The sequence below is a fragment of the Luteolibacter sp. SL250 genome, from assembly GCF_026625605.1.
Classification (GTDB): domain Bacteria; phylum Verrucomicrobiota; class Verrucomicrobiia; order Verrucomicrobiales; family Akkermansiaceae; genus Luteolibacter.
Genome location: NZ_CP113054.1, coordinates 3989999 through 4016109, shown reverse-complemented (window position 1 = coordinate 4016109; position 26111 = coordinate 3989999). Strand labels below are relative to the sequence as shown.

General features: G+C 59.2%; 21 protein-coding genes. 11 read left to right on the top strand and 10 right to left on the bottom strand.

The annotated features are described in order from the left end of the window. Positions 1-284 precede the first annotated feature (284 nt). A complete protein-coding gene (locus tag OVA24_RS17475; RefSeq protein ID WP_267671404.1) occupies positions 285-2111 on the bottom strand; it encodes a recombinase family protein in 1827 nt (608 codons plus the stop codon). A gap of 943 nt (positions 2112-3054) precedes the next feature. Next, positions 3055-4062 carry a hypothetical protein gene (locus OVA24_RS17470; RefSeq protein WP_267671403.1) on the bottom strand — a complete coding sequence of 336 codons (1008 nt, stop codon included), beginning with the start codon at positions 4060-4062 and terminating at the stop codon, positions 3055-3057. 360 nt (positions 4063-4422) lie between these two features. Between OVA24_RS17470 and OVA24_RS17465 the strand changes: the two genes are divergently transcribed. The 3 genes from OVA24_RS17465 to OVA24_RS17455 all read left to right on the top strand — a co-directional run bounded on the left by OVA24_RS17465 (position 4423) and on the right by OVA24_RS17455 (position 8010). Continuing rightward, positions 4423-7002 carry a DNA polymerase type-B family protein gene (locus OVA24_RS17465; protein WP_267671402.1) on the top strand — a complete coding sequence of 860 codons (2580 nt, stop codon included), beginning with the start codon at positions 4423-4425 and terminating at the stop codon, positions 7000-7002. Between the two features lie 124 nt (positions 7003-7126). After that, positions 7127-7612 carry a hypothetical protein gene (locus OVA24_RS17460; RefSeq protein ID WP_267671401.1) on the top strand — a complete coding sequence of 162 codons (486 nt, stop codon included), beginning with the start codon at positions 7127-7129 and terminating at the stop codon, positions 7610-7612. A gap of 176 nt (positions 7613-7788) precedes the next feature. Beyond that, positions 7789-8010, top strand: a complete 222-nt coding sequence (locus OVA24_RS17455; RefSeq protein WP_267671400.1) for a hypothetical protein — start codon at positions 7789-7791, stop codon at positions 8008-8010. 283 nt (positions 8011-8293) lie between these two features. Here OVA24_RS17455 and OVA24_RS17450 read toward each other — a convergent pair whose 3' ends face one another. Next, the gene (locus OVA24_RS17450) at positions 8294-9127 is read right to left on the bottom strand and encodes a thermonuclease family protein (protein ID WP_267671399.1); all 834 of its coding nucleotides are present in this window, start codon (positions 9125-9127) and stop codon (positions 8294-8296) included. Between the two features lie 1311 nt (positions 9128-10438). Between OVA24_RS17450 and OVA24_RS17445 the strand changes: the two genes are divergently transcribed. From OVA24_RS17445 to OVA24_RS17425, 5 genes are read left to right on the top strand one after another with little or no spacing between them, the layout of a single operon-like run. Further along, positions 10439-11311, top strand: coding sequence for an AAA family ATPase (locus OVA24_RS17445; protein WP_267671398.1), 873 nt, complete (start codon positions 10439-10441; stop codon positions 11309-11311). Then, a complete protein-coding gene (locus OVA24_RS17440; protein ID WP_267671397.1) occupies positions 11308-11790 on the top strand; it encodes a CBASS system Cap8 protein in 483 nt (160 codons plus the stop codon). Before OVA24_RS17445 ends, OVA24_RS17440 begins: the two co-directional genes overlap by 4 nt. After that, a complete protein-coding gene (locus OVA24_RS17435) occupies positions 11787-12287 on the top strand; it encodes a hypothetical protein (RefSeq protein WP_267671396.1) in 501 nt (166 codons plus the stop codon). Before OVA24_RS17440 ends, OVA24_RS17435 begins: the two co-directional genes overlap by 4 nt. Continuing rightward, complete coding sequence (locus OVA24_RS17430; protein ID WP_267671395.1) at positions 12287-13165, top strand: CBASS oligonucleotide cyclase; 879 nt, start codon at positions 12287-12289, stop codon at positions 13163-13165. The genes OVA24_RS17435 and OVA24_RS17430 overlap by 1 nt, the downstream gene beginning before the upstream one ends. Before the next feature lie 3 nt (positions 13166-13168). Further along, a complete protein-coding gene (locus tag OVA24_RS17425; RefSeq protein ID WP_267671394.1) occupies positions 13169-13918 on the top strand; it encodes a DUF6602 domain-containing protein in 750 nt (249 codons plus the stop codon). Positions 13919-14084: 166 nt separating this feature from the next. Here the strand turns inward: OVA24_RS17425 and OVA24_RS17420 are convergent, their stop codons facing one another. The 5 genes from OVA24_RS17420 to OVA24_RS17400 form a co-directional block, all read right to left on the bottom strand. Then, positions 14085-14600, bottom strand: coding sequence for a hypothetical protein (locus OVA24_RS17420; RefSeq protein ID WP_267671393.1), 516 nt, complete (start codon positions 14598-14600; stop codon positions 14085-14087). Between the two features lie 138 nt (positions 14601-14738). Continuing rightward, positions 14739-15488 (bottom strand): ImmA/IrrE family metallo-endopeptidase, encoded by a 750-nt coding sequence (locus OVA24_RS17415; RefSeq protein WP_267671392.1) that lies wholly within the window; start codon positions 15486-15488, stop codon positions 14739-14741. 37 nt (positions 15489-15525) lie between these two features. Next, positions 15526-16677, bottom strand: coding sequence for a YifB family Mg chelatase-like AAA ATPase (locus OVA24_RS17410; protein ID WP_267671391.1), 1152 nt, complete (start codon positions 16675-16677; stop codon positions 15526-15528). 182 nt (positions 16678-16859) lie between these two features. After that, positions 16860-18113 carry a hypothetical protein gene (locus OVA24_RS17405; RefSeq protein WP_267671390.1) on the bottom strand — a complete coding sequence of 418 codons (1254 nt, stop codon included), beginning with the start codon at positions 18111-18113 and terminating at the stop codon, positions 16860-16862. Continuing rightward, the gene (locus tag OVA24_RS17400) at positions 18110-19381 is read right to left on the bottom strand and encodes a hypothetical protein (protein ID WP_267671389.1); all 1272 of its coding nucleotides are present in this window, start codon (positions 19379-19381) and stop codon (positions 18110-18112) included. The genes OVA24_RS17405 and OVA24_RS17400 overlap by 4 nt, the downstream gene beginning before the upstream one ends. 201 nt (positions 19382-19582) lie before the next feature. On the opposite strand from OVA24_RS17400, the gene OVA24_RS17395 reads away from it, so the two are divergent. Beyond that, complete coding sequence (locus OVA24_RS17395; RefSeq protein ID WP_267671388.1) at positions 19583-20503, top strand: PhzF family protein; 921 nt, start codon at positions 19583-19585, stop codon at positions 20501-20503. 26 nt (positions 20504-20529) lie between these two features. On the opposite strand, the gene OVA24_RS17390 is transcribed toward OVA24_RS17395, so the two are convergent. After that, entirely contained in the window at positions 20530-21102 is a 573-nt protein-coding gene (locus tag OVA24_RS17390; RefSeq protein ID WP_267671387.1) for a lipocalin family protein, read from the bottom strand. Between the two features lie 22 nt (positions 21103-21124). On the opposite strand from OVA24_RS17390, the gene OVA24_RS17385 reads away from it, so the two are divergent. Then, positions 21125-22633: a right-handed parallel beta-helix repeat-containing protein gene (locus tag OVA24_RS17385; RefSeq protein WP_267671386.1), complete on the top strand. Its 1509-nt coding sequence runs from the start codon at positions 21125-21127 to the stop codon at positions 22631-22633. 5 nt (positions 22634-22638) lie between these two features. Continuing rightward, entirely contained in the window at positions 22639-22899 is a 261-nt protein-coding gene (locus tag OVA24_RS17380) for a hypothetical protein (protein WP_267671385.1), read from the top strand. Here OVA24_RS17380 and OVA24_RS17375 read toward each other — a convergent pair. After that, complete coding sequence (locus OVA24_RS17375; RefSeq protein WP_267671384.1) at positions 22869-26099, bottom strand: beta strand repeat-containing protein; 3231 nt, start codon at positions 26097-26099, stop codon at positions 22869-22871. The genes OVA24_RS17380 and OVA24_RS17375 overlap by 31 nt on opposite strands. Positions 26100-26111: the final 12 nt, after the last annotated feature.

Sequence of the window (26111 nt, the reverse complement as noted above, 5' to 3'; positions counted from 1 at the left end):
TCGATGTTCGCTACCGGCAGACGCATGCACTTCCACCCAAGAGTCTCCGAAACGATCTCCGGACCGTCGCCGGACAGATCATGTCCAAGGTTAACAAGTGTTCGGTAGATCTCGGTACCGTCGACGTAGGGGGATCGGAGGCATCTGCGGAGATCGTCGTAGGCACTGCGGATCAGATCGGCAATTTCGGAGCGGCGGTCGGCTGTCGGGGTAGTTGAGGCGCTTGTTCGCATCCCCTGTAAGAATGCCAAACCCCATTTGTCCGTGCCTTTACCCCAAGGTCCCTAGCGTGGCTCCTTCTTCCTGAGGTAGCGCTTCTTCGAGATCTCTCCGAGGCAGGCCTTGCAGGACGACCGGTTCGCTTTGTAGAAGGATTCCAGTGGCAGAATCGAATCGCACCGTTTGCAGAGTCGCTCGTTCTCGCCGATTTCACGGTTGTCAGGAGGATTGCCGATCCGGAATGGCACCGCCAGCGTGACCGGGATCTCGGAAACCGCCGACCAAAGGTCGTCGCCTTTCGGAATCAAACCGGGAGCAAAGCGGAATCCCGAGATCACCAGACCCTGTTCCTTGCTGTGTTGAACGTACAGCTCTGCAAAGATTGTGGCGAGGAAGGCCTTCCGGTCAGGAGTGGTTTCCAGCGCAAGCCAGGCGTCCTTTCGGTCCATCAAGCGGGAGCTGACGGAATCCAGGTCGGTGTCCTTCTGGTTCTCCTTTTCCCGGAGTGCCCGGAGGATCGACTCGCGTTCCTCTGTCAGACGCGCTCGCGCCTGTTTGGCCTCCGGAATACTGAGGACTTCCGCCACGAGGGAATCGATGATCCGTTTGTCCTTTCGATCGATCTCACTCAGCCGGGAGCGAAGGTTGTCGTCGGAATCCGGCAGCCGGATCAGATCCCGGCGCTTCGACATGGCGTGTTCTAGGGTCTTCTGGATGAAGTCCTCGTCTCCCAGAAGAGCGCACGTGAATGCAGAAACGAGTTCTTCCGCCCTGTCCTTCACTGCCCAGCCAAACCCGCATGGCTGCACGCTGCCCTTATTGTGGTATGAATGGCTGAAGCACACGTAATGTCCACGAGCCTTGGTTTGTCCGTCTTTGCTGGTTCTGGAGGTGGTCGTCCCGTAGAGGCGGAGTCCGCAGCAGCCACACCTTCCGACTCCAGCGAGAAGATTGCCCCCTTTCTCCCGGGCGGACTGGATTCGGGCGTGAAAGTCTTTCAGTCCAGCGAGGATCTGCTGAACGCGGTCAAATTGCTCATCGGAGACTGCCTGCTTCTCCGGCGGGATGATGCGGACGCGGATAACTTCTTCAGGCCGCCGGGCTACTTTCGGCCGATCCCCCTGCCGGGCCCCTGCCTTCATGACCTTGACAGCCAAGTCCCTCTTCTGGGTGTATTCCCGGATCCCGATATAGGCTTTGTTACGGAGGATGTTTCTTAGCGTAGCCGGCTCGATGGCGACTCGGCGGGCAATTTCCGAGACGTTACGTAGGCCTGAGTCGCCGTCGATTAGCCGGAATGCCTCCTGCACCTTGGAGACCTCGCCGTTGTAGTGATAGGTGCTGGTCTTTCGATCATAGGATAGTCCAAGGGGAAGCGTGATGTCGGCGCTTGGATTTCTCCCGGCAGCACGAGCACTTTCTTTGCTCCTAGCAATTTTTTGCAGCAACTGTTTCCTCTCGAATCCACCGATGAGAGCTTGAAGCCCTCCTGCGAGGAATCCGGACGGATCGTCCACGTCGTGCACGGTTCCTCCCGCGTCGATGACCACTCCATTTCGGCGGAACTGATCGAGGAGAGCGAGGTTGCTCAAATCGTCGGGGCGGATCAACCGGCTCATTTCCGCCACTACGATCACATCGATCTCCCGACGTCCGGCCATCATGAGCATTTCCTGGATTTCCGGTGCGAAGGCCGTCGCCGTTCCGCTGACATCCACAAGCTCGACGGAGTGGACGATTCGATATCCTTTGTCGCGGACGATTCGAGCAGTCTCGACCCGTTGTCGATCCATTCCAGCCTTATCCTCCGAGGCCTGATCGGCAGTACTCACTCTGACAAGCGTCACTGCTCGAAGCGAGGATTCGTCGGGGGACTGGAGAGCAATGGCCAAACTGCCATTATACATGAGGACCTCCAGTCACACAAGTTTCTGATGGGATTAGCGTCGACGAACCAAGTGCCGCGAAGGCAGGATGTTTTCGGGAGGGGAATAGGAAGCTCATCGGATTAATAGAAATCCGAAATCGATTTGTCCTTGGGTTTGGAGGATCGGCGTCAAACCAGACTCGATGCGACGGGAAGTTTTAGGAGAGGCCGAGGAGGATGGCTTTCGCTTGCGCTGCCCCTTGCGGGGGCGGGCGCGCTGTGCGACGCCATCGGATGCCTCCAGAGGGCACTCGGAAGGCTTCACGCACAGGGAGGAATATCAGAGGAGCCACCGAGGAATCCGAATTGAGGAGAATACCAAGAACGGCTACAACTAACGAGAGTCCACCCATGGCATCTCCGAAGGATCGACGAGCCTGGTTCCGTAAGTATGGTTATTTGGTATACCAAATGAGAACCTTTACGGAATCCTTACGCTTCAAGGAATCGCGGCTCTTGAAGCCTACGATCAAAGGATCGCTTTCGTTCCAGAAGATGGAGTTTTCGCTGAACCGCTGAACCCAAATCTAATCCGAACCGGGCGCTCCCATCAGCCTTTCGACTCACTTGGGTCATCCTGCTGGCCTCCAGCCCGGCCCTACGCTTGCTGAAATCGAAGGGGGGGGCGGACACCAAGTGCGCCTCTTCCGTTCCCACCATTGGTTCGCATACCGGCGTTCTTTCTGTGCATCTCACTTCTCTTGGGTCCCGTAGCCATTGGGGGTCCCCGACGGCGTCGCAAAGCGCGCCCGCCCCCGCAAGGGGCAGCGCAAGCGAAAGCCGCCTTCGTTGGCATCCACAGATGCCCCCGGGGATTGGGAACCTACCCGGGAAGTAAAGGACCCCTAGAGGAGGAGAGAACAAGCCAGGCCTCATCAGCGGCGAAAAAAAAAATGGGCTCTCAAGTTTCACCGAATGTTTGGACTGGTTATTCCAAGTTCCTCCCACACTTTGACCAAGGCGTCCAAAAGGTAGATTTCCCGACACGGAACTGTGCTTCTGATCTCCTTGCCGGGGCCCCTTTTTAGAGCTGCAGCGAGAAATTCGTATTGGCGGCTCAAACCCGATGTTAGATTCCTGCGGAGTTCATCACCACCCTTGCCTAGAAAGCCACGGACATCCAGGTTGCCTGGGCCTGAGTAGAAGCTGTCGGACATTGACAAGATGATGTCCAGGGCATGGTTTCTGTATTCGGACATCTTCTCCATCTCTTGGGAATTAATGATCGTCAGGGCCTGAGTTCTGATCCCTTCGAGGTCTTTGTGTTTGAGATCCAACGTTATGAATGGAATTGGTATGAACGTGGATAGAGTTCCAAGATCATGATTAGGCGCCTTGGTCCTGTCCCGGAGGACTTTCTTGATGGTCTTCCCAAAGCGTTGAACGATATATTGTAAGTCCGCGGATTTCCAAAAAGCGGCCTCCTGTTCAAAAGATCCAGTATCCAGCACTGCCTCATCGCGGACGATGAGTTGGTCGAGACTTGCGGAAATCTGGGCATCAACACTCCTCACAACTCCACGCGAGCGGAGTATCCGTAACGCATCGATCATCCGAACAACGATCGTCCTGTATACCAGCGAGAACCCTTTTAGTGGATGGCCGTTGGTTGGACTCAGTTGATATCGATTCAAAACGTAGCACAAACGCTCAGGGGGGTCGTTTGCGCCGAACCTGTTCTCTGAGAAAGCGAGTTTCGCAAATTCGGAGAGTTGCCTTCGTGCCAGCGATATGAGGGTTTTCGGGTCCAATCCTTTGTAGGGATCCGCTAGTTCTATTCCGTAACCTCTATCGATGTTTTCTGCGAGATTGCCCGAGATCTCGCCCTCATCAATCGTTTGCCTGGTAATCAGAATCTCTGAAACTTCAATGTTATTTTGATCAGAATCGACGAGTCGTAACTCCTCGTTCATCATCCTCTGTTTGTCCGTGACGCGTTCGGTGAAGAACTCTGTGAGTTGGGAATAGATCAATCCATTGAAGCACGCACGCCGGAGACTCCAATCTGCTAGAGCATATTGGGAAAGTCTGTGAAGTGGAACTTTATCGTTCTGAACTTCGAAAGGCTGGGGGGCCAGAATTGCGCAAATTCGGGTCCGTGTGTCGTCATCGATTTCTGACGTGGCGGAATTGGTCATACTGGCATCAAGGAACAAAGACTGAGAAGTGAGGCGCGATAATCAGAAAAGTATTCAAACGTCAAGGGCACGCAAATTAAAAGAATATTTTTAGGCTGCCGTGGAGGGGTTCGGACGAACCGACCAGGGTGTTGGCACATGACAACTGCCAAACAAAACCGCCGCCCTCAGAAACAACTGCTGTCTCCCGACGAGATCCTCACGATTAGCTTGGACACCGAATACACGGCATTCCCGGCCCTCGAAGATTTCAAAGCAGGTCCCGGAGACGATCTGATTAAGTTCCTCGAACGCGCCTTCAGAAAGAACGATGTCGTGTCATATCAGGCCCACGTGGTGGCCGCCGGCGGACGCTACGACTGGATCGCCATGATGAAGAAAGGAAAACGTCTCACCCTTAAAACGGTGATCGAGAGCGTTGTTCAGAAAGGAATGGCTGAAGGGGTCCTCCAAAAGGTTCCGAAACGCATCCAGTTGGTTGCCCATTGGTCGATGCCGGAGCTTACCTCGCTGGCTGACTACGATAAGATCAAAGGACATTTCGATGGTGTCGGTCGCACCCAAGCCAGCCTCAAAGGCGGATATAAAGTCAATTTCTACGACAAATCCCGTAACAAGAAGACCGCCGTGGTGGAGCTTTTCGACACCACCCTGCTGGCTCCTGATAATGCACGGAAGCTCGCTAGCCTCGGCGAACTGCTTGGTATCCCCAAAGTCGAACTTCCTGAGGGGGCAATCGAAGACATGCGGTCCTTCTCCGAACAAGATCCGAAGAAGTTCGAGGAGTATGCTTTGGTTGATGCGCGGATTGCTGCCGAGTGGTTCCTGTTCTGCTGCACGTTCAGTCAGGAGCTTTTCGGCGAGAGTAAACCTCCATCCACACTGGGAGGCATCGCTTCCAAACTGACTCTCCAGCAATGGTTGCAAGAGGGGGTGGACCGGATGGACGTGCTGGGCAAGGAGTTGGAAGAGCATTCCGATGGCTTCACATATGAGCGGGTCAACGATGTCCGCTGGTATTATGACCACCTCGCTTCCGCCGCTTTCTACGGTGGACGTAACGAGACTTTTTACTTCGGTGCATCGCCGCGAGGGGAGTGGAACGATTTCGACCTCAGCGGAGCTTACGTCACTGCCATGAGCATGGTGGACACGCCCTTGTGGTCCGAAGCGCGGGAGGTTCGGAGTTTCGACGATCTTTCCCATGATGCCTACAGTGCTGCCAGCGTGGAGTTCTCCTTCCCTGAAGAGACCCGTTTCCCGTGCCTTCCGGTGAGGGCTGAGAATGCGCTGATCTTTCCCCTCCAAGGAAAGACTATCGCCAGTGGGACTGAGATCGCCTTGGCACGGAATTTGGGAGCCAGGATCAAGATCCTCAATGGTGTTGGTTATCACATTCCCAGGAAGTCTGGTAGTCGGCCTTTCGGACTGATCTCGAAATACATCACGGACAAACGCGCGCAACTTTCGGCTTTAGGTCTGAAGGGCTCTCCTCAGGAAATGCTGTATAAGACCATTGGGAACTCCATTTACGGGAAACTCTCGCAAGGAATCACTGACAAACGGCGCTTTGATCCGCGTTCCGGCCTGACGAAATCACTTGGAAAGTCGCCCATCTCGATGCCCTTCATCGCGACAGAGGTTACAGCGTTGATCAGGGCGGTTATCGCCGAGATCCTCAACAACCTGCCGCAGGCCTATATGGTGTTGTCGGTCACAACAGACGGTTTCATCACAAACGCGCCAAAGGAGGTGGTCGAAGCTGCGGCAGTGAAGGGAGTTCTTGGAAAGAAATTTCTTGAGGCGCGTCGGCAACTGGATCCGGCGGCTGCTTCGTTCTTGGAACTTAAGCATCAAGTGAACCAGGTGCTCGCGTGGAGGACCAGGGGACAGGCAACCATCGAGCCGGGGGACGGCATTGCAATTCCAGGGGTGCTGCTTGCAAAAGCGGGAATCTCGATTCCGAGTGCTCACTTTGGAGATCCCAACGAGTACATCATCCAAAAATTCATCAATCGCCACTCTGAAGATACCAAGGATTGGGTGGAACGGTTTCGGTCTTTGAGAGAAATCTTCGAGAGTGGTGGTCGGGTTGATCTCAACAAAAAGGTCATGTTGATCACCACGCGGATGGAGTTTGACTGGAAGCGACTCCGCTCCGGAGTGGCGGGTGAATTCGGAATGCGGTCGATCCGGAATGTCGATCACGTCTATTTCAACACCCGTCCCCTCCCTTCGCTTGAATCCTACAAATTCATCCGCGGAAAGTGGTTGGACTTCATCAAACGAAAAAATAGCAGGGATGCGGTCCTAATGACGATGGAGGATGTCGTGGCTTTCGAAAGCTATCTGGGGGTCAATCCATTGAGTGGTCTTAGCGTTGCAAGGAGCGGACTCCCGCAAGCAAGAACTCTCATCAAAATGTTCCTGAGGGCACACGTTCGTAACCTGCTTGGACTCACCAATAACCTCGGAAACCAAGCGCTCGCTAAAGCAATGCGGGAAGCTGGTGTTGATGTGAGCATCGCTGACGTGGAGAACGCAAAGCGTACCAAAAGCATTGTAACCTTCGAGTGCCTCTACCGGACGCCTGAGCTTGATGGGCTGTTGGCTAAACTGCAGGCACGATTCCCGGGATTCGATCCCGCCGCGCTGATCTGCTCTCAGGATAGTCCACTTGGGTATGACGTGAATTTGCACTCACGGCTCAGTGCGTGAGGTGAGCCCTAACTCGAGATACCCACCCGTTTAGGGTGCGTGCTCTTAGGGAGATAATTTCGGTCCAAAAGTTGGACCAGAAACGCCAGAGGTTCAGGCGAGTTGAACCACTAGATTAAATAATATGAAAATCAGTGAAGACTACAAGATGATCCGCTCCTTCCTGAAGGAGCAAAAAGTCAAGAACCACTACGTGCCGGACGTGGGTATCGTGACTGTCCCGAAGTACTCCAGCGACGAGACGTACACCTTCGAGGTCTACGATGATCCGGCCCTGCTGGTTTGCACTGCCCTCTTGCACCGTCGTGCAACGTCCGCAGAAATCCCGAAGATGACTGACTTCGCGAATCGCCTCAACGGTCACCTCGCGGCTGTTCGGGCTCACGTCGACGCGAAAAATGGAGAGTTCAAACTCAATCACAGCACCTACTTCTTGAAGGATGATCTCTCGCACGCCGACATCCGTCAGTGCTGGGATCACCTCCAATGGGTTATCAACGTGTACGGCCAATCATTCGATTTCGTCTACTCCGACGAGTGGACAGCGGAAGAGGAGGTCGCGAACATGGCGGAACTGCTTGCAGAAGGTTACGGCCAGTCGGCAGACTGATACAATTGGGCAATAATAATAGGAGCGCTTCCGAAAGGAAGTGCTCCTTTTTTGTTGGATTGCCTAATCCGAAAACTGTCAATTCTTACATCAACCCAACGTTACGGAGACTCCATTTTTCGGAGGAGATCTGCCTGCCACTCAGCCTCCGGCCATTCTTTGGCGTTTCTTAGACAATGCACCTGATCGAGGTGATCGATGATCTCTTCGGCGGGATGACCGAGCATGCGCAGAGCGGCTCCAATTACCGTCCCGGTTCGGCCGCGGCCGGCTGCACAATGCACCAGCACCCCTTCGCCTCGGTGAAGGCGTTCCACGACCCATTTGGCGACTTCTTTGATCCTCCTCGCTTCCTGGGCCGGTTCAAATGGGCGCGATCTCTCCGCCAGATCGTCTAGCTCCACTGCTATCGAGAGCTGAAGCGGGGAGGGATCATACTTTGGATTATGGCTGCAAAGGCAGACGACATGGCGGAATCCCTCATCGTAGAGGTTCTGCCAATTTGTAAAATTCATGGGTAGCTGCGAACCGGCAAGGGGTGCCACCCCGCCCCAAATGCGGTATAGCCTGATGGCCTTCGCCCAATTCTCGTGAGCATTGGCTTCGGGTGGAGAAACAATTGGTGGGGTAAGCACGGTGTGATTGAAGCAGGTGCGTCAAGGCCCTTCCCCGCCGGATCGCCTACCCTCCGCACTGCCCGCAAGCCCTGCCTTCATTCTTCCCGCCGTAGTGCCCCGACTTCGTCCTACCAAACCAGCGGCAGCCAGAATTGTGCCGAACTCCATTGGAATTGATCCAGTAGTCACGCGCTCCCGGGTTGGACTTCGCCTGAGAGGGCGGCTGCGGGAAAGAGCGACCTGAACTTTGCGCCGGTCTGGATGGTGCAGGAGGTGCAGCGGGAATCTCTGGAACGAGCCGGGTGACGCGGTCGGAGCCGAGGTCTCGGAATTCCCATGGTGGCATCGGTTCGTTCGGGGCTTTCCACAGTCCCTTCCGGTTTCGCTGGGCATCCCTCTGTAGCTGCGCGAGCTTTGTTTCCGAATTGTATTTGGTGAATTGCCACGCCCATCCGTCCGCCACCATCCGGCGGTTGACGTCGATGCCGTCCACTTCGATCCATCCGAGAGTTCGTCCGTATCGGTCCTTCCCGGTGGGGAAGACATCCACGATCTTGCTTGCGACGAGAGCGGAGAGTGCCAGCCGGGACGCTTCGCCGAACTCTTGGCTCTTTTCGGGGGCGTCGATTCCTTCCAGCCGGACCTTAACCCAATCCTTGTTCGGGGCCAGAACTGTGATGGTGTCACCATCCGCTACCTTGATCACCTTGCCAGTGAGGCTGGCGGTCCTGGCCGGCTTGGAAGATGCCGATTGGAGAAGCTCGACGGGATTCCCCGGGCCTGCCCTCGTCATGCCGGGAGGAAGTCCGTCTTCCTGGACCTGTACGGCGGGAGCGGTGCCCTGTGTTTCTTCGGAAGAATCGTCCGGCGGAGGCGACTGGCTGAGAGATCCGAGCACGATCGCCAGAAGCCCCAGAATCACGCAGACCGCAAAGCCGGGACGAATTCCCTTTTTCCGGCGGGAGCGTGGAAGTGGCGGAGGACGGCGAGCCATGCGAGAGATTCGGGGAACGCAAGATCTAGCAGATGCCAAATAATGTCGATCTTGGTTTTCCTTGAAGGAGGGTGGCGTCCCATGTGGATATTAGGGTGTGAAGTCGCTTCCCCTTATCTGTTCGCTGGCCTTTATCTTCCTTGGTTCATGTGCTCAGCAGGAAGGGAACAATTCTGGCCGACGATTGCAGGCGGATCAGCAAACCCGGAGAACGACGGTAGGTTCCAAAGGAAAAGAATCCCACAATGGTGATCATGTCCGCCTCCGAGGAGGTCAATTTGGCATGGGATCGTCGATGGACGAGGTGAAAGCGATCATGGGGGCTCCCGACGATCAGAGGGACGTATCCTACCGGGGAACAGTCGTTTGGAGCTACAAATTTTCATCCGTCACTTTTCGGAGCGGTAAGGTCATCGACTGGGTGGATGGATCTCGCAACCTGAAAGCCAAAAGGCGACCGGGGCAAGATGCCGAACCCGAGATGAGGGGCCATATGGCAGAGATGAGGCAGTTCGCGAAAGAACATGGAATCGAAGAGAGCGATTATGCGCCCCACGGCCTCACAATGGCACCTCGAAGCAGCACCTCAGGAAGCGGGCCTACCAACCCCAGTGTCGTACGGGTGGAAAGCTATATAACAAAAGGGGGAACGCGGGTCGGAGCGCACTATCGCACCCGGGGCGACACCTTAAGGGCGAACAATTTCAGCAGTCGCGGAAACGTGAATCCCTATTCAGGACGAAGAGGCTACCGCCGGTAATACGGAACTTACCATAACGGACATAATGCTGAATCCACGTGCCGGGGAGATGGAGGATCAAATGGCAACACCGTCGGCCTTGGCAGCCAACGAAAGCTCTTTACGAAATTCAGGATCTTGAGATTTTCGGTTTACCTCGGCTGAGTAACGTAGCGATCCGCAAAGTTCGGAAGTCCCAATTAGAGCGATCCTTGAAGGTCCCTAGATATAAAATGCCAATATTTAAACAAATGTTGCGCCGGGTATCGATTAACGTGCTGAAGGGACAAAGTAATCAGGGTTTGATCAAATGAGTCGAGGTGGCGCGCCAAAAGTGCTCCTTGCGCGTCATTTTGGCACACTTATATACAATGCGGGAGCTTGGGATGCCTGTTTGTCATTTTTGTATTTCCCTCATAAGCAGTATCTAATGGCATTCTAACTGAGAGAGGAACGTATCTTGCTAAACGCACGGAGTGAGTTCCCCCGCAATATCATCGTCCCATATCCTCCCTGCCGCGCCTTTTGAACGCCTCTACGATCATCTTCATTTCGATACGGATTTGAAGAAGCGTCTGGTGTCCCAAATCGTTCTGACCTTCCTACTCCGATCGAAATTTCGTCCCGGAGACCTGCCTGTTCACGGCATAATTCTTCTTCATGGCCCGCCCGGTACGGGAAAGACTTCGGTTGCGAAGGCCGTGGCGTCCAAAGCGGCCAGTATCATCACAGGGAAAAAGCCAATGCGGCTTCTTGAAATTGACCCGCATGCCTTGACCGGTTCCGCGCTCGGAAAAAGTCAGAAGGAAGTGATGAAGCTCTTCCGGGAAACAATTGTCGAAGAAGCAGCAAAAGGGCCGCTGATAGTGCTTCTCGACGAGGTGGAAACCATGGCTGCCAGTCGCCAGAAGGTCAGTATGGAGGCCAACCCACTCGATGTGCATAGGGCAACCGACGCTGTTCTTACAGGTCTCGACGCAATCGCGTCCACACATCCTGAGATCATATTCATCTGTACCAGTAACTTTCAACAGGCGCTTGATGAAGCGTTTGTCTCTCGTACGGACTTCATGACGTTCGTGGATGTTCCAGGGGACGCCGCTCGTCATCAAATTATCGACGATACACTGAAAACTTTGGGCTCCGTATGGAACGAGATCAATACCCTGCGGACTCAACCGAATCTGAAAAAGCTGGTCAAAGTGAGCAAAGGGATGGACGGCCGCGCTATTTGTAAACGGATCCTGCTAGCCCTCTCATTGGATACCTCGCTCGCGTCGAACCCTGGTTCACTGACCATCGGTCACCTGGAAACCGTATTTTCCGAAAATCCCCCCCAAAAATCATGAGTTCAGTAATTGCTCGCAGAATCCGTTCTGCTCCCCACCGGCCAGCAGGAGAAACATGGCAGGTAATTTCGGACCTACTGTGCCACAGAGACAAGGCTCTGCTTGAGGAACTTGGTGGAGTCGCCGGAATTGTTGCCTCAACAATCGTTGATAAGGTGCCAAAAGAGGCACCGATCATCGTCATCGGCAAGGGACCACGAATTCGTTTCTATTGCCTCTATGGCGATGAGGCCGTCACTGGTGACGACGCAAACGAAGATGCGCTTCCAGTAAAACCACTGGAGGGATCTTGGGAAATCCATGTCCCATTCCCAGCCGATGAATTGGATTGGGCGCAAGGCGCACTAAAGAAGAAGTCGACGAAGATCAAGGCCTACGACTCGAAAGCCGGCATCGAAAAATCGGGAAGTGAAGTAGCGGTCGAAGCAGCCTCCATCCCATCAACCTCAATCGATCTCGACGCCCTCAACCGCCTATGAGCACCACCGTTAAAGTTAACACCTACTCGCATAGTGTCACGCACGTGACTGACAATATTCTGTCAGGTCTCAAGAGGATCATTCTGCTGAGCGGCCTGTCACTCGATAAACTCACTTCCGATTGGAAGGTGCTGGAGGCCGGTATCGGCAAGTGGCTTGAGACCAGGCACCTTAATACCGTGACTCTGGAGATTTACACGGGGACTTCTTCATTGGTCGGACGTTGGGATTTTGACATCAGCTACACTTACACCACCGGGGACGATGGTGATCTGTGGGCGGATGTCGATGCCATCAAATTTGCCATTAAGAAGGCAGGAGCCATCCCATCCACCTGCAAATACCGCGTCATCGCCAACACGAAGGACGGTCGACCTGATGTCAGTGGTTGGTCTTCCGCTCTATACCTCTCAACCGACGGTTTCACCAAACGCCCAATTGGAACCACTATCGGCGCAACACATCTTGGGGCAGGAACCAGCTACTGGTCAAAATAATGACAATCGACGAAGCATTTCAGAAATTTAAGTCCCGTCTTGAACTTACCGACGGCGAGCAGAATGACGCCAGCAAGCGACAGAAGCGAGTTCGCGAGGTGATGTCGGAGAATTTTCACGTTGAGGACGACTTTCTCGCGGGTTCATACGCGAGGCATACGAAAACCAAGCCTCTCAAGGATGTGGATATTTTTGTGGTTCTCGGGAGCAAGGAACGTCACAGGCTCGATGAGCTCTCAAGGGATCTACTTGAGGCAGTGAGGGTTGCGCTGGTTCCAGAGTATGGAGAGGATAAAGTTTCCATCGGTCGCAGATGCGTTCAGGTCAGGTTTGGTGGTGATGAAGACGACGACAAGGTTATGAGCATCGATGTGGTTCCGGCCTTCACCGAAGGAGATAACTACAAGATTGCAGACCCTCAGAGCGAGGGCGATTGGGCCGTCACCAACCCTAAAATTCACTCGGCCAAAGCCACCGCCTGCAATAAGGATTTCGATCTCAAGTGGAAGCCTGTTGTCAAAATGGCCAAGAAGTGGAACGAGCACAAAGGCAAGCCGATCAAACCAAGTTTCCTCATCGAGGTGATGGCAATCGATCTCCTGAAAGGGCCATTTTCGGGCGGTTATCCCTATGAGCTGAAGGCGCTGTTTGCAGCGCTGGAAGCTAGGATCTCGGAAACCTGGAATGATCCTGCAGGATTGGGGCCACCTGTGTCGGATAGAATGGACGCCGCCGCTTGTAAGAACGCTCGAAAGGTGCTTGCTGAAACTGGGCAGTCGGTAGATCGGGCCATTTATCTCGCGAAGACAGGGAACGTGGGCGGAGCACTCCGGATTTGGCGTGACGAAGTTTTTGGAAGCCGATTCTCAATTTCCTGAAAAATGGCCAAGAAAAAGACTCAAAATCCACCTTCGCTCAGCGAGTTGTTCGAAGGCTATCAGAAGGGCCTGATCGCGAACCTCGGAATATCCCGTAAGCTGATCACCCATCCGGTTGCGAAAGGCGACGCCACGGAGCTCCGGTGGATAAAGATGCTAAGAACCTACTTGCCAACACGGTATCAGGTTGAACGCGCCTTCGTCATCGACTCGGACGGAACCCTCAGTCAGCAGCAGGATCTAGTAATCTTCGATAGACATTTTTCGCTTTTTATCTTCGAGCATGAAGGTATTGCCTACATCCCTGCGGAAAGCGTGTATGCCGTTTTCGAGGTGAAGCCAGAAATCACTCCGAAATACCTCGGTTACGCCGGTGACAAGGCCGAAAGTGTACGTAGGCTAAAGCGCACCTCTGGGCGAATTGTCCAAGCTGGTGGAGATATCCACACTCCCAAGCCTCCGCCTCCGATTCTGGCCGGTATACTCGCCTTGGATTGCAAATGGAAAGAACCCATGGGGGCGAAATTTAAAGGATATCTCCAGGGGCTGAGCGGAGACAGGGCCTTAAACTTGGGCTGTGTAGCCAGGCACGGAGCTTTCGAGATCACCAACGGCACACCCGCCTCCTTCAACTGGGATATCAGTCGCCCCGACACCGCGGTCATGTCGTTTGTGCTCACCCTCACCAGATTGCTCCAGCGAATGGGAACTGTGCCGGCAATTCAGATCGACGAATACGCGAAACATCTCTAAGAAGCTCTCCTGGAGCCATGTCAGCCACCCTGAATCTCGCCGCCTCACCGGAGCGAGTTTGTAAACTGGTGGCGATGAACGTGAATCCCAACTTCTCGGATTAGCACCATCTGACCGCTCAACCAAAACACGGTCCAAAAATCCGTCGCATCTTACTCTGCTTACTTCAATCGAGGACGTGCATTTCTGCAATGCGCTTCTTGATCATTGCTCCTGTCTTGTTGAAGGTTTCCATGGTTTGACGCCAGATCTCATGGGATTTATTCGATTTTGCTCTGATCGCAGAAGGGAGCGCATGGAAACTCCTTCCAATTTCGTCGGAAATAAATGGGCCCGCGCTTAGCAACAGCTGATCGAATGCGTTTGTAGCTTCAAGCAGATTACGGAGGTGCTCGACATTGTCGAATTCAGGGTGCCCGGATTCCCCATAGAGGGTGACCAAATGATGCCCTTCTATCCAAAGTTTCTGATAAAAGCCGAATTCCAAATCGAATTGCGCTTTGTGAACAGCATTTGCTCGAACATGTCTGGATTTCACGCCTTCAGGGATCTCGGTCATGCGCCTCAGATCGTCGATCGTCGCCAGATTTTCTGCGCGTTTCTTGAAGTATGAAGCCCAGACAATTGCGCCGAGAGTGATCACCCCTTGCGAGCAGAGAATAACAATTTCACCGAAAGTCATAGGAGAAGTGTTCCCAAGAAGTAGGCCCTGTTCGTAATCCTAACCGGCCACCAGTGCAACCATCCAGACTGCGCTAGGTGACTTTGGGCTGTGGGGTGCCTTGAGGACTGGCTCGCGGCGTTCGGCATCAGCAGGTCGTCAATCTAGAGATCGGACAAAATCTTGCAGGGTGCTCGTTACTTCGTCTCCAAGAGTTCCCTTTGCTCTTTTGGTCCGCTTGTCGTTGACGAGCCCCAGAGCGTTCATCCTGGCAAAGACGATCGGGAACTGGATCATGGTTTCCATTGCGATCGTCGCAAAAATGAAACCAGAGTCTGCCTGGGTGCATCCTTGATTGTCGATGTAGACTCGTCCGACATGCAGACCCAACTGTTTTTGAATTCGAGCCATCCGATACATCAAGCCCGTGCGCGGAAGCAATACGGAGGCCATAAACTCATTTGCCTGCCACTCGGCCCAATGCAGATCCGAGATACCAGCCCTTCTGCCATACCGAGCTAGCTCCTCGTCAGTCGCAATTTTCGGGGAGGACGAGATGAAAGTGGATTTGCTCAGAAATTTTCGGTGCAGGACGTAATGGCCGATCTCATGGCTCAGCGTTGCTTTGAAGCGCGCTCCTTTCGGATCTAAGCCACTGTGAATGAAGATTTTGTTGTGCGGAGAAACGGTGAACTCTCCGTATCGTTGGCGGCCAAATGGCGCGGGAAGTTCCTGATCATAAACAAACTCCACTAGCCGCCTTCTCTGGAGCTCCGTTGCTATTTCCTCCACCGGATATTCGAGGAGTGGAATTTCTCGCCTTGGGAACAAGTGATTCCACATTACTTCAATCCGCTTTTGAATCTGATTCCTATCCAGCCGGTCGGGAGAAACTGCTTCTGCGAGCATGGCAGAATTATGCTGCCGCTGTTCAAATGGTCAATACCTAGGTGTGCAGAACTCCGTTTCCGGGCTGGATATTAATTTTCGGCCATCTTCGGCCCTCGTCTTTTCGCGATCTCCTGAGAGCGAATCCGCACGGGCAGGGGTTGAGCGCGGCGACGAGGAGGAAGCGGGCGGGGAAGAGGAAGGACCCGGCGGCGCGGGAGATGGAGACGGTGCCGTCCTCCAGCGGCTGGCGGAGGACTTCCAGCGTCTGGCGGCGGAACTCGGGGAGCTCGTCGAGGAAAAGGATGCCGTGGTGGGCGAGGGAGACCTCGCCGGGGCCGGGATTGGTGCCACCGCCGAGCAGGCCCGCATCGGAAATGGTGTGGTGCGGGGAGCGGAACGGACGGGTGGTGAGGAAGGCGCGCTTCGGGTCCAGCAGTCCGGTGATGGAGTGGATCTTCGTCGTTTCGATCGCCTCGTCCTCCGTCATGTCCGGCATGATGGTGGGGACGCGTTTGGCGAGCATCGACTTGCCGGTGCCGGGCGGGCCGACCATCAGGAGATTGTGGTTGCCGGCGGCGGCCACTTCCAGGGCGCGCTTCACGTGGTGCTGGCCTTTCACCTCGTCGAAGTCGATGTCGTAGCTGCGGTGGGAGTCGAAGAACGCACGGCGGTCCAACTTGAACGGCGGGATGATGTGGTCCCCCTGGAGGAAGTCCCATGCCTGCCGCAGGTTGCGGATGGGGATGACGTCGATGCCATCGACGATGGCGGCTTCCGCGGCGTTCGCGTCCGGGACCAGCAGGCGTTTCCGTCCGCGGCGTTTCGCCTCCAGGGCGATGGAAAGCACGCCCTTCACCGGGCGCACGGTGCCGTCCAGCCCCAGCTCCCCGACGACGCAGCAGTCCTCCGCGTTGAACGGTTGCAGGACATTCGCGGCGGCCATGGCCAGGGCGATGGGCAGGTCAAAGGACGGACCCTCCTTCTTCACATCCGCGGGGGCCAGGTTCACGGTGTTCACCCCGTCCGCGTAGGAAAGGGCGGAGGCGGAGATGGCGGAGGTGACCCGCTGGGAGGACTCCTTCACGGAAGTGTCCGGCAGGCCGACGATGATGATCAGCGGCTTGTCAGCGCCGCGGGCGTTGACCTCCACCTCCACTTCCTGCGCATCGACTCCGCGCAGGGCGGCTGAGAAAAGACGGGTGATCATGTGAACAATGGAACCCTGCGGAACGGAACGATGGATGGCAAGGCGGAAGACGCTCTCCGCGGAAGGAGACGTTCCTAACAGGATTCATTGAACCGCAGATGAACGCGGATGTACGCAGATGAAGAGGATGGGGGATTTGATATTGGAGGCGGGGCTATTCCATGGCTTCCGGCGGCGTTGCCCTATTGGGCCGCCGTTTCTCCGTTGATGGTTTCCATCTCCGCGGAGGTGAGGTGGAAGCGCCGGCCCATATCGGCGAAGCTGCGTTCCCTCTGGGCGGCTCCGGTGGTGCTTCCGCCGCGTGTCATCTGCCGGACCTCCTGCAGTGTGCGGATGAGATCTTCCCTCGGCAGCGCGGCCAGGAAGGCACCGGTGGACGCGTGGCTGGGGCGGGAGAGCAGGGCGGACTTCGCGTTCCGGACGCGCGTCTCCGGGGTGAGCTTTCCGGAGATCACGCGGATGCCATCGGTGGAGAGGTTGCTGTTGACGATGATGCCGGCGAGGATCCGCTCGTGCCGCATGGCGTCCCGGTCCGAGATGGCGGAAAGCCGGTCCATCATCCACGCGACACCGGCATCCTCGCCATCCCTGACGAGCACGGCTTTCATCAACCCGTCGCCGATCTCCCGTTCCGGATTGCCCCTCATGGCGGCCATGCGCTGCTCCATGGCGGTCCATGCGGCATCCCGGTCACGGAGCGCCCAGCGGGTCAGGACGTTCGTCATTTCCACCTTCGCGCCCAATGCCTCGTTGAGCTTCGCGAAGTCGAAGTCCTCCGGGAAGATAGTGTCGCGGAGGGCATGGTAGCCACCGGCATCCGGAAAGGCGGCGTGGGCGCGGATAACGGCGTCCGCCCCGCGGCTGACCGCGCCCTTCATGGCGATGGTCTTGAACTCATCGTAGGTTCCGGCCTTTCCGTTCTCCGCATGGTACTTCGCCATCCATGGCAGTGCGGCTTCCACGTCCTCCTCCAGCGCGCGGCGCAGCAGGCTCTTCTGCATCATGGCGCGCGCCTTCGGCTCCTCCAGCGTCTCCGCCCACGCCAGAGCGGATGATTTCTCGCGGGCCCACAGCTCCTCCATGGCAGCCGTGTGGAGATCCTGGTGGGGCTGGCGGGCCTTTCCTCCCTCCGTCATCGCGGCCAGGATGTCGTACTGCTCCAGGACGATGGATTTCAAGGTGTCCGTCTTCACCCTCGCCAGTGCCCGGGCCAGATCCGCCGGTCCGGTTTCCCCGGCCTTCACGCGGGCGTGGAGCGTGGCGAGCGTGCGCCGCATCTCCGGCGCGGTGGGCCGATCCGGCCTGCTGGCGTGCGTTTCTTCCGAGGTGCCTGCGGTGGAAGCGTGTGCCGCTCCGGACGATGGGATGGCGCGCCCGGCCAGGATGCCGCCGCAGAGCAGGGCGAGAAAGAGGAGGTTGCGGGAAAGGGGTTTCATGGTTCCTGTGGATTCATTCTGCCGATGATGGCGTCAGCGCGTGCGGGATCCGCGCCCCACTGCTCCAGCTTCCCGCGCAGCATGGCGGCGGAGCTGGGGTCCGGCCGGCTGCGGTAGCCGGTGTGCTCCTGCACCAGTGTCTCCAGCCTGCGGATGCGCGCCTCTCCGTCCGGCAGGCCGTCCAGTGCCTTCAGGCCGCGCTCCATGAGGGTGGGGCCGCCGGAGAAAATGGCGCTCACCGCCACGTCGCGGAAGGACTCCCGCACCACCGGCTCACGGAGGGCTTCCAGCCAGAGCTGCGCGTGGCCCTCCCGGTGGTGGAGCGAATGACTGGTGGAGTCCAGGAATGTTTGCCACTCCTCCTGCGGCAGCGCCTCCAGCTTTCCCGCCATCCAGTTCACCTGCCCGGTGAGTTCCGCGTGGCTCCGCCGTATGTCCAGCAGGTTGCCCAGCCTGCCGGGGCCGTCTTTCTCCAGCACCCAGCGGAAGGCGGCGTCCCGCTCGTCCCGCACCCAGGCGTGGATCATGGAGTCCCTCAGCTTGTGGGAGGCCAGCGGTGCGAAGTCCGGTGAATCCAGCGCCGCCGCGAAGTCGAAGCCTTTTCCCACATCGTCCGGAAACTCCATGAAGGGGGCGGAGCCATCCTCCATCAACTGCCTCAACCGGGAGACGAACGCCGCCGCCCCCTGCCTCGCGGAGCCGGTCACCGCGGCCCGCACGACGTTGGTCGGCACCTTTCCATCAAAGAGGTCCGGGTGGGCCTTCGCCATTGCCAGGGCCTCGTCATACCTACCCGGGAGCAGCGCGGAGAGGACATGCCCGGCGAATTTCCGCCGCACCAGCAATGGCTGCTCCAGCGCCCACCGCATCGCCTTTTCCGGATCCCGTTTCGAGAATGAACGGAGCAGGTCACCCGCCATGCTGTCCTGCTCCAGCAGCAGGTCCGGCTCCCGTGCCGCCTGCTCCAGCGCTGCCACCACTTCCGCGTCCGTCCAGCCGGAAATGGTCTCGTCCAGTGTGGTCCTGCGGCTCTTTTTGGCGGGGGCGTCCGCCAGCCTCCGGGCCTCCGCCAGCAGTTGGTCCGGGGTCATCGGCGCGCCTGCCGCGCGGGCCTCCCGCATGCGCGGGGAAACGGGGATCTCGCGTGCGGCGGCACCGCCTGCATCTTTCCCGCCGCCAGCGTTGCCCGCCGGGGCGGTGGCCCAGCCGGCGAGCAGGCCGCCCGCAGGCAGGAGGAGATAGGGAAGGGCGTTCCGGAGCGGTCGCATCTTCCGCCCACAGTGTCATGTGCGCCTATCCCCTGTGAAAGATGCTGTTGTGACAGATCCGTCCTCCGCTGTCCGGTGAAGCTCCATGTACCACAGCCTGGAGCGCAGGGAACTGGTCATGCTGGAAAAAGCGCGACGTGCTTTTGACCGGTGGTGCCTGCCACGGTAGGATGGCGGCCAAACCCAACCGGCAACGGACGGATGAATCTGGAATTTCTGCAAGTGGATGCTTTTTCGCGGCGGGCCTTGTTCGGCAACCCGGCGGCGGTCGTGTTCGGCGCGGACGATGCGTTGCCACAGGTGACCATGCAGAGGATCGCCCGCGAGATGAACCTTTCGGAGACCGTTTTCCTGTTTCCTCCAACATCGCCGGCGGCGGACTACCGCGTGCGGATCTTCACGCCACGGAGCGAGCTGCCCTTTGCGGGGCATCCCACGCTCGCGGCGGCGCGGGCCGTGCAGCACCGCTTTCCGGAGTTGAGGTCGGCATTGTTGCTGAGGCAGGAGTGCGGCATCGGCATCGTGCCGGTGGAGGTGTCCGGCAGCGGAGAAAATGTGACCTACACCATGACCCAGGCCACCCCGGCCCACCGGCCGGTGGATCCCGGGCAGCAGGCCATTGCGGAGATGCTGGGCTGCGCTGCCGGGCAGCTCCCGCCATCGCCGCCGGAGGTCGTGTCAACCGGGGTCAACTGGCTGATCGTGGAGCTGGATGACTTCAGCACGGTCGCTTCGCTCAGGCCGGACTTCGGCCTCATCAGCGCGTCGTGCGCGTCGCTCGGTGCGGTGGGCATGACAGTGTTCGCGCGCGCGGGATCTTTCCCAGGGTTGCGGCTGAAGGTGCGGACCTTCGCCCCGGGGGAGGGGGTGATGGAAGACCCGGTGTGCGGATCCGGCAACGGATCGGTCGCCGCCTATCTCGCCAGGCACTGTTATCCGGAGGTGGACCACGCATCCTACCTCGCGCAACAAGGCCGGGAGATCGACAGGACAGGCGAGGTGGAGGTCTCCTGGACCCGCCGGGATGGTGAGGTGGCCGTGAAGGTGGGAGGTGCGACGGCGATCTCCGCATCCGGTGAAATCTTCTTCGACGCCGATCCTGTCCAGGAATCCTCCACCTGAAACATCCACGGCGCATCCGGCCACCATCAACGGGTGATGCGCGTGTGCTGGTCCACCACCAGTTTTCCGAGGTCGAATCCCTGTTCCGTGGCGATGGCCTTCATGCGGTCGAACCGTGCCTGCGGGATGGTGGGGGAGCGGGACAGGAACCAGAGGAACTGGCGGTCCGGTGTGCCGACGATGGCATGGCGGTAGTCCGGGGTGACGTCGATGATCCAGTAGTTCCCATCCTCCGGCACCGGAGCCAGGCGGGCGAAGAAGTTGCCGGGAAAGCGTACGCGCAGGCGGTTGTTGGACGCGTCCACCGGTTCCGCCACACCACTGACCGTGCGCTGGCTGCCGTCCGCGCGGAAGCAGGTGTTCAGCACGCCGATGGTGCCGTCCTTGTTCTGGGAGTAGTCCGCGGTGGCGGAGACGCAGCCTTTCTGGAACCATTGCGGGAAGTGGGCGACCTCATGCCATTTCCCCAGGTAGCGGTCGGTGGAGACCTTCGGCGCGGTCTTCAACGGCGGATGGGTCGCAGCGGAACGGTTGGTGCCGCAGGAGGTGAGGAGAGCGGCGGCGGACAGGGCGGTCAGCAGGATGAGGGAGCGGGACATGCATCATCTATCGCATGGATTCATGAATGTGATAGATGAAATCCTCCCCCGTGGCGTGGAGACGGGAGCCTTGCCCTCCACCCGGAGAATGTCCGACACTGTCGATGTGATGAAACGGAACTTCCTCAGTATGACGGGCAGCCTCCACTTCCTGATGATCCTCCTGATTTCAGCATGCGCCGGCATGACGGGCGGCGGCCTGCGTGCCGCGACCTATGAAGTGGGGCCGGGCATGGCGCTGGGCGAGCCGGGGGAGGTTCCGTGGGAGGCGCTGCAGGCGGGGGATGTCGTCCGCATCCACGCGCGGAAGGAACCTTACCGGGCGAAGTGGGTGCTGTGTGTCCGTGGTGAGGCGGACCGGCCCATCCGCGTGCAGGGCGTGCCGGACCAGCAGGGGGCGCTGCCGGTGATCGAGGGCAACGGCGCGGTGACCCGTGCGGAGCTGGATTTCTGGGGGGAGGAGCGTGCGGTCATCAAGGTCGGCGGTGCGAACAAACCCGCGGACATCGTGCCCGCGCACGTCATCATCGAGAACCTGCACATCCGCGGGGCGCGCCCGCCCCATACCTTCACCGGCCGTGGGGGAGTCCGGCCGTATCCGCGCATGGCGGCCGCCATCTATGTGGAGAATGGCGGGTACATCACCATCCGTGGCTGCGTAATGGAGGACTGCGGCAACGGCTTGATGACCTCACATCGGTCGAGGGAGATCCTTGTGGAGGGCTGCCACATCCATGGGAACGGCATCGAGAACAGCATCTCGGAGCACAACTCTTACACCGCGTCCCATGGCATCATCTTCCAGTACAACCGGTTCGGTCCGCTGCGGGCCGGGTGCCGCGGCAACAACCTGAAGGACCGCTCCGCCGGTCTGATCGTGCGCTGCAACTGGCTGGAAGGGGGGAGCAGGCAGCTCGACCTGGTGGACGGATCCGACCATGAAAGCATCCGCCAGGATCCCCGCTACCGTGTGACGGAAGTCCACGGCAACGTCCTCATCGAGCCGGAAGGTGACGGCAACAACCAGATCGTCCACTACGGTGGGGATAGTGGCAACGAGGAGTGGTATCGGGGTGGTACGCTCCGCTTCCACCACAACACCATCATCTCGCGGCGGGAGGGGCTCACCACGCTGTTCCGGCTGTCCTCCGCGGGGGAGTCGGTGGAATGTTTCCGCAATGTGGGTCATGTGGGCGGACGCCGCGCGCGGCTGCAGCTTCTGGGCGCTCCGGGGAAGCTGTCGGTGGCCCACTGCTGGCTGCCGGAGCGCTGCCATCTCAGTCCGGGCGTGGACGCGGTGGGGGACCGCGGGCTGGTGGGGGTGCGCTTCGGCGGGGATCCCGGGTTCATCAACCCTCGTGGACAGGATTTCCGGCCCCGTGCGGATTCACCGCTCACCGCGTTCGGCCCCGGTGATGGCGCGGGGAAAGATGGCGCTCCGGGGAATGAATACCTGCCCCACCAACAGGGGCGGGAACGGCCGGAGGCGGCCTGGGTGGTGCCCGGCGCGTTCGCCCCGGCAGGCCGCTGAATCCGTTGGACCTGACGGCCCTGAACCTGGACTACACCGCGAGCAATGATACCAGCGGCCGCAATTTCTTCGTCCGCTACGGCCACTCCGCGACGTCGAACAACTTCGGCGGGCCGAACCTGATGGGCGCGCAGCATGGCGGCGGGCTCAGCACCGGGGTATCCGGTGCGGGCGCCGCCGGCATCCTGGCCGCCGCGGGTGCGGTGGTGGCGCTGGGCAGGCGCAGGCGGGGTTGTCAGGCCACGCGGCGGCGGCGCAGGGCGTAGCCCGCCAGTCCGGTGAGGATCAGCATGGCGGAGCCGGGCTCCGGGACGTAGGAGAGGACGCCGGTGCCCTGGTCGAAGCTCCAGAGGCTGCCGCCGGTGTCCAGTGTCCAGATCCCGCCGTTGTCCTGGAAGTCACCGGAGGTGCTGGTGATGCGGACGCCGGTCCATGAGGTGGAGCCGGAGGTATCCACCACGTCCCACGAATTTCCTTCGGCGAGCGCGGCGGTGGTGAGGTCGAAGTGGACGATGCCGTTGAGGTTGGTGGTGCCCGCGCCGCTGATGGTGTTGTTGACGCCGTTGTCCCCGATCTTGAAGACGAAGGTGCCGGTGGAGGTGAGGTTGAAGGTGGCGCTGGTGGCGACGACCACGGAGCCGCCACCGGTGACCTGGCCGGAGACGTTGAAGGAACCGGCATCGACGGAGGTGGTGCCGGTGTAGGTGTTGGCGCCGGAGAAGGTCACCGTGTTCGACCCCATTTTCCGGACGGCCAGGTTCCCGGTGACGATGCCGGAGAAGCTCCGGTTGGTGCCGGAGTCCAGCGTCAGCGTGCTGAGGGTGGCGGAGCTGTTGGTCACTTCATGGGTGCTGCCCGCCGCGGACCCGCTGACGGCCAGTCCGGCGATGGTATCGTTGAAGCCGTTCAGGTCGAATCTCTGGCGGATGTTGGTGGAGGACGTGCCCATGGTGATGAGCGTGGTGTCCGAGATGCGGTCGGACGCGCCGAGCTTCAGCACGCCCTGGTAGAAGAAGATGTCACTGCCGGTGTAGGTCCCGCCGAAGGTGACGGCGGTGTTGTCAAAGTCCGCGCCTGAGGTGGATGCGTCGCCGTTGGTGCGGATGATGACACTGCGGGCGGAGGCGTCGATGTTGCCGTTGATGATAAGGTGGCCGCCGATCTGCGCGCCGATGCGTGCCTCCGGGCCGGTGGTGGTGACGGAGCCGTTCCAGGTGCCGGTGCTGTTGGCTGACGCCTGCAGCGCGCCGTTCGCCCCGCCCTGGCCGGTGATGGTGATGGCCTCACCGGTGACCACCACGCCGTCGGCGAGGGTGACGCGCGCGCCGTCGGATACCGTGGTACCGCCCGCCGTGGTGCCGAGCGCGGTGTTGTGGCCGACGACGAGGACGCCCGCGGACACGGTGGTGAGCCCGCTGTGGCTGTTGGCCCCGCTGAGGGTGAGGGTGCCGCTGCCGCCCTTCGTGAAGCTGAGGGAACCCGCTCCATCCGCCAGGGTGCCGCCGTAGTTTCCGGAGGCGGCCGTGACATTGAGGGTGGAGCTGGTGGCGGCCGCGCCGTTGGTGACGGCCCCGCCGGTGCCGGTCAGGTTCGTGATGGTCTGGCTGGTGCCGTTCAGGTCGAACTGGCCGCCGTTCATGGTGAGGGTTCCGGAGTTGATGACCCCCACTCCCGCGAGCCGCAGGATGCCGTCGTTCACCGTGGTGCTGCCGGTGTAGGTGTTCGCTCCGGACAGCGTCCAGGTGCCGGTGCCGGACTTGATGAGGCTGGTGGCGCTGGTGCTGTTGGAAATGATGCCTGCGAATTCGCCCTCGCCGCTGCCCTGGAGGGTGAGGGACTTGCTGCCGTTGCCGGTGGTGGTGAGGTTGCTGCTGAACTTCAGCAAGCCGGTGCCGTTCTGGGTGATGATGCCGCCGCCGGTGGTTCCGGAGAGGTTGATCACCCGGTCGGTCGTTTCCCCGGTGCCGGTGTAGAGCAGTTGTCCGGTGCTGCCGCTGCTGCCCAGGTAGATGGTGCCGTTGTCCACCGTGATGGGGGCGCCCAGGCTGCTGCTGGCGGTGCCGCCCGCCACGCTGTTGATGGAGGAAACGCTGAGGGTGCCGTTGGCGATAGTGGTCCTGCCGCTGTAGGTGTTCGCGCCGGACAGCGTCCACGTGCCGGAGCTGGCCTTGGTGACGCCGGTCGTGTTGGCGGCGGAGTTGTCGGAAATGACGCCGGAGATCTCCCCGTCACCCGCGCCCTGGAGGTTGAGGGTTTTGATGCCCGCGCCGGTGGCGGTGACGTTGCCGGTGAACTTCAGCAGGCCGCTGCCGCTGTTGTTGATGGTGCCGCCGCCGGTGGTCCCGGCGAGGTTGAGGCCGCGGTCGGTCGTTTCCCCGGCGCCGGTGTAGAGCAGTTGTCCGGTGTTCGTGCTGCCGCCCAGGTAGATGATGCCGTTGGCCGCGGTGGTGGGCGCGCCCAGGTTGCTGGTGGCGGTGCCGCCGGCCACGCTGTTGATGGAGGAAACGCTCGCGATGCCGTTGGCGATGGTGGTACGGCCCGTATAGTTGTTCGCCCCGGTGAGGATGAGGGTGCCGGTGTTGCCGCTGCCGCCGTTGATGGTCAGTGCGCGCGCGGTCGAGGTGGGCTGGAGGATGTTCCCGGAGATGGTCGCGGTGACGGTGTTGTTGAGCGTGCCGATGCTGGTGCTGCCAGCGAGCGTGATGTTGCCGGAAACACTGCCTCCATTGACGTCGAAGCGGAGGGCGCCCCTGCTTGATGAACCCGTGCCGTTGAGGGAGAAATTCGTGGTGAACGCATCCGCGGTGGCGAGGACCATGCCCGCGTTCGACCCCACGGTGACAGTGGTCAGGTTGTTCAGCGCGGCCCCGCTGTAGGCCTCGACGAAGAGTCCGGCCCCCTCCGCGGAGGTGAGTGTGAGATTTCCCGTCCAGGTGTTCGCGCCACGCAGTTGCAGCATGGCGAGGCCGGTGATGTCCTGCACCACGAGGCGTCTGAGGGTGATGTTGTTCCCGGTGATGACGGTGTCGAGCTGGTGGCGGCGGTTCAGATCGGTGGCCGGGCCGCCGGCGGCTTCGATGAAACCTCCGCTGCCCAGCGACAGGGAACCACCCGTCAGGATGTAACCGAAGCCGGAGGTGCTGGTGTTGAAGGAAACTCCGGCGGCGTTGACGTTGCCGTCGATGGTGACCGTCCGTGAGTCCTCCGCGGGACCCACGCCCGTGCTGGTGCCGAAGTGGGCGATGTTCGCCGGGTCCGCCGCATTGTCCCACGGCACGTTGGCCCCGCCGATCCACCAGGTGTTGCCGCCGTTGGTCCAGGTGCCGCTGGCCTGCTGGGGGTCGGCGGTGAGCGGATCCGCATCCCAATACCAGGTGGCTGCCAGTGCCGGAGTGGTGCCGGTGGTGGCGCATGCGGCCACCATCAGGGCACGACGGAGCCATGCGGGGAGACGGGAGGGTTTCATCTGTCCGGGATA

What these genes read in the sequence shown, in the direction of transcription:
- OVA24_RS17420 (WP_267671393.1), bottom strand. Translation starts at nt 14,600, where the DNA reads ATGACTTTCGGTGAAATTGTTATTCTCTGCTCGCAAGGGGTGATCACT.
- OVA24_RS17410 (WP_267671391.1), bottom strand. Translation starts at nt 16,677, where the DNA reads ATGATCACCCGTCTTTTCTCAGCCGCCCTGCGCGGAGTCGATGCGCAG.
- OVA24_RS17440 (WP_267671397.1), top strand. Translation starts at nt 11,308, where the DNA reads ATGAGTTCAGTAATTGCTCGCAGAATCCGTTCTGCTCCCCACCGGCCA.
- OVA24_RS17405 (WP_267671390.1), bottom strand. Translation starts at nt 18,113, where the DNA reads ATGAAACCCCTTTCCCGCAACCTCCTCTTTCTCGCCCTGCTCTGCGGC.
- OVA24_RS17415 (WP_267671392.1), bottom strand. Translation starts at nt 15,488, where the DNA reads ATGCTCGCAGAAGCAGTTTCTCCCGACCGGCTGGATAGGAATCAGATT.
- OVA24_RS17385 (WP_267671386.1), top strand. Translation starts at nt 21,125, where the DNA reads ATGAATGTGATAGATGAAATCCTCCCCCGTGGCGTGGAGACGGGAGCC.
- OVA24_RS17465 (WP_267671402.1), top strand. Translation starts at nt 4,423, where the DNA reads ATGACAACTGCCAAACAAAACCGCCGCCCTCAGAAACAACTGCTGTCT.
- OVA24_RS17455 (WP_267671400.1), top strand. Translation starts at nt 7,789, where the DNA reads ATGCACCTGATCGAGGTGATCGATGATCTCTTCGGCGGGATGACCGAG.
- OVA24_RS17430 (WP_267671395.1), top strand. Translation starts at nt 12,287, where the DNA reads ATGACAATCGACGAAGCATTTCAGAAATTTAAGTCCCGTCTTGAACTT.
- OVA24_RS17435 (WP_267671396.1), top strand. Translation starts at nt 11,787, where the DNA reads ATGAGCACCACCGTTAAAGTTAACACCTACTCGCATAGTGTCACGCAC.
- OVA24_RS17390 (WP_267671387.1), bottom strand. Translation starts at nt 21,102, where the DNA reads ATGTCCCGCTCCCTCATCCTGCTGACCGCCCTGTCCGCCGCCGCTCTC.
- OVA24_RS17400 (WP_267671389.1), bottom strand. Translation starts at nt 19,381, where the DNA reads ATGCGACCGCTCCGGAACGCCCTTCCCTATCTCCTCCTGCCTGCGGGC.
- OVA24_RS17425 (WP_267671394.1), top strand. Translation starts at nt 13,169, where the DNA reads ATGGCCAAGAAAAAGACTCAAAATCCACCTTCGCTCAGCGAGTTGTTC.
- OVA24_RS17470 (WP_267671403.1), bottom strand. Translation starts at nt 4,062, where the DNA reads ATGATGAACGAGGAGTTACGACTCGTCGATTCTGATCAAAATAACATT.
- OVA24_RS17460 (WP_267671401.1), top strand. Translation starts at nt 7,127, where the DNA reads ATGAAAATCAGTGAAGACTACAAGATGATCCGCTCCTTCCTGAAGGAG.
- OVA24_RS17395 (WP_267671388.1), top strand. Translation starts at nt 19,583, where the DNA reads ATGAATCTGGAATTTCTGCAAGTGGATGCTTTTTCGCGGCGGGCCTTG.
- OVA24_RS17375 (WP_267671384.1), bottom strand. Translation starts at nt 26,099, where the DNA reads ATGAAACCCTCCCGTCTCCCCGCATGGCTCCGTCGTGCCCTGATGGTG.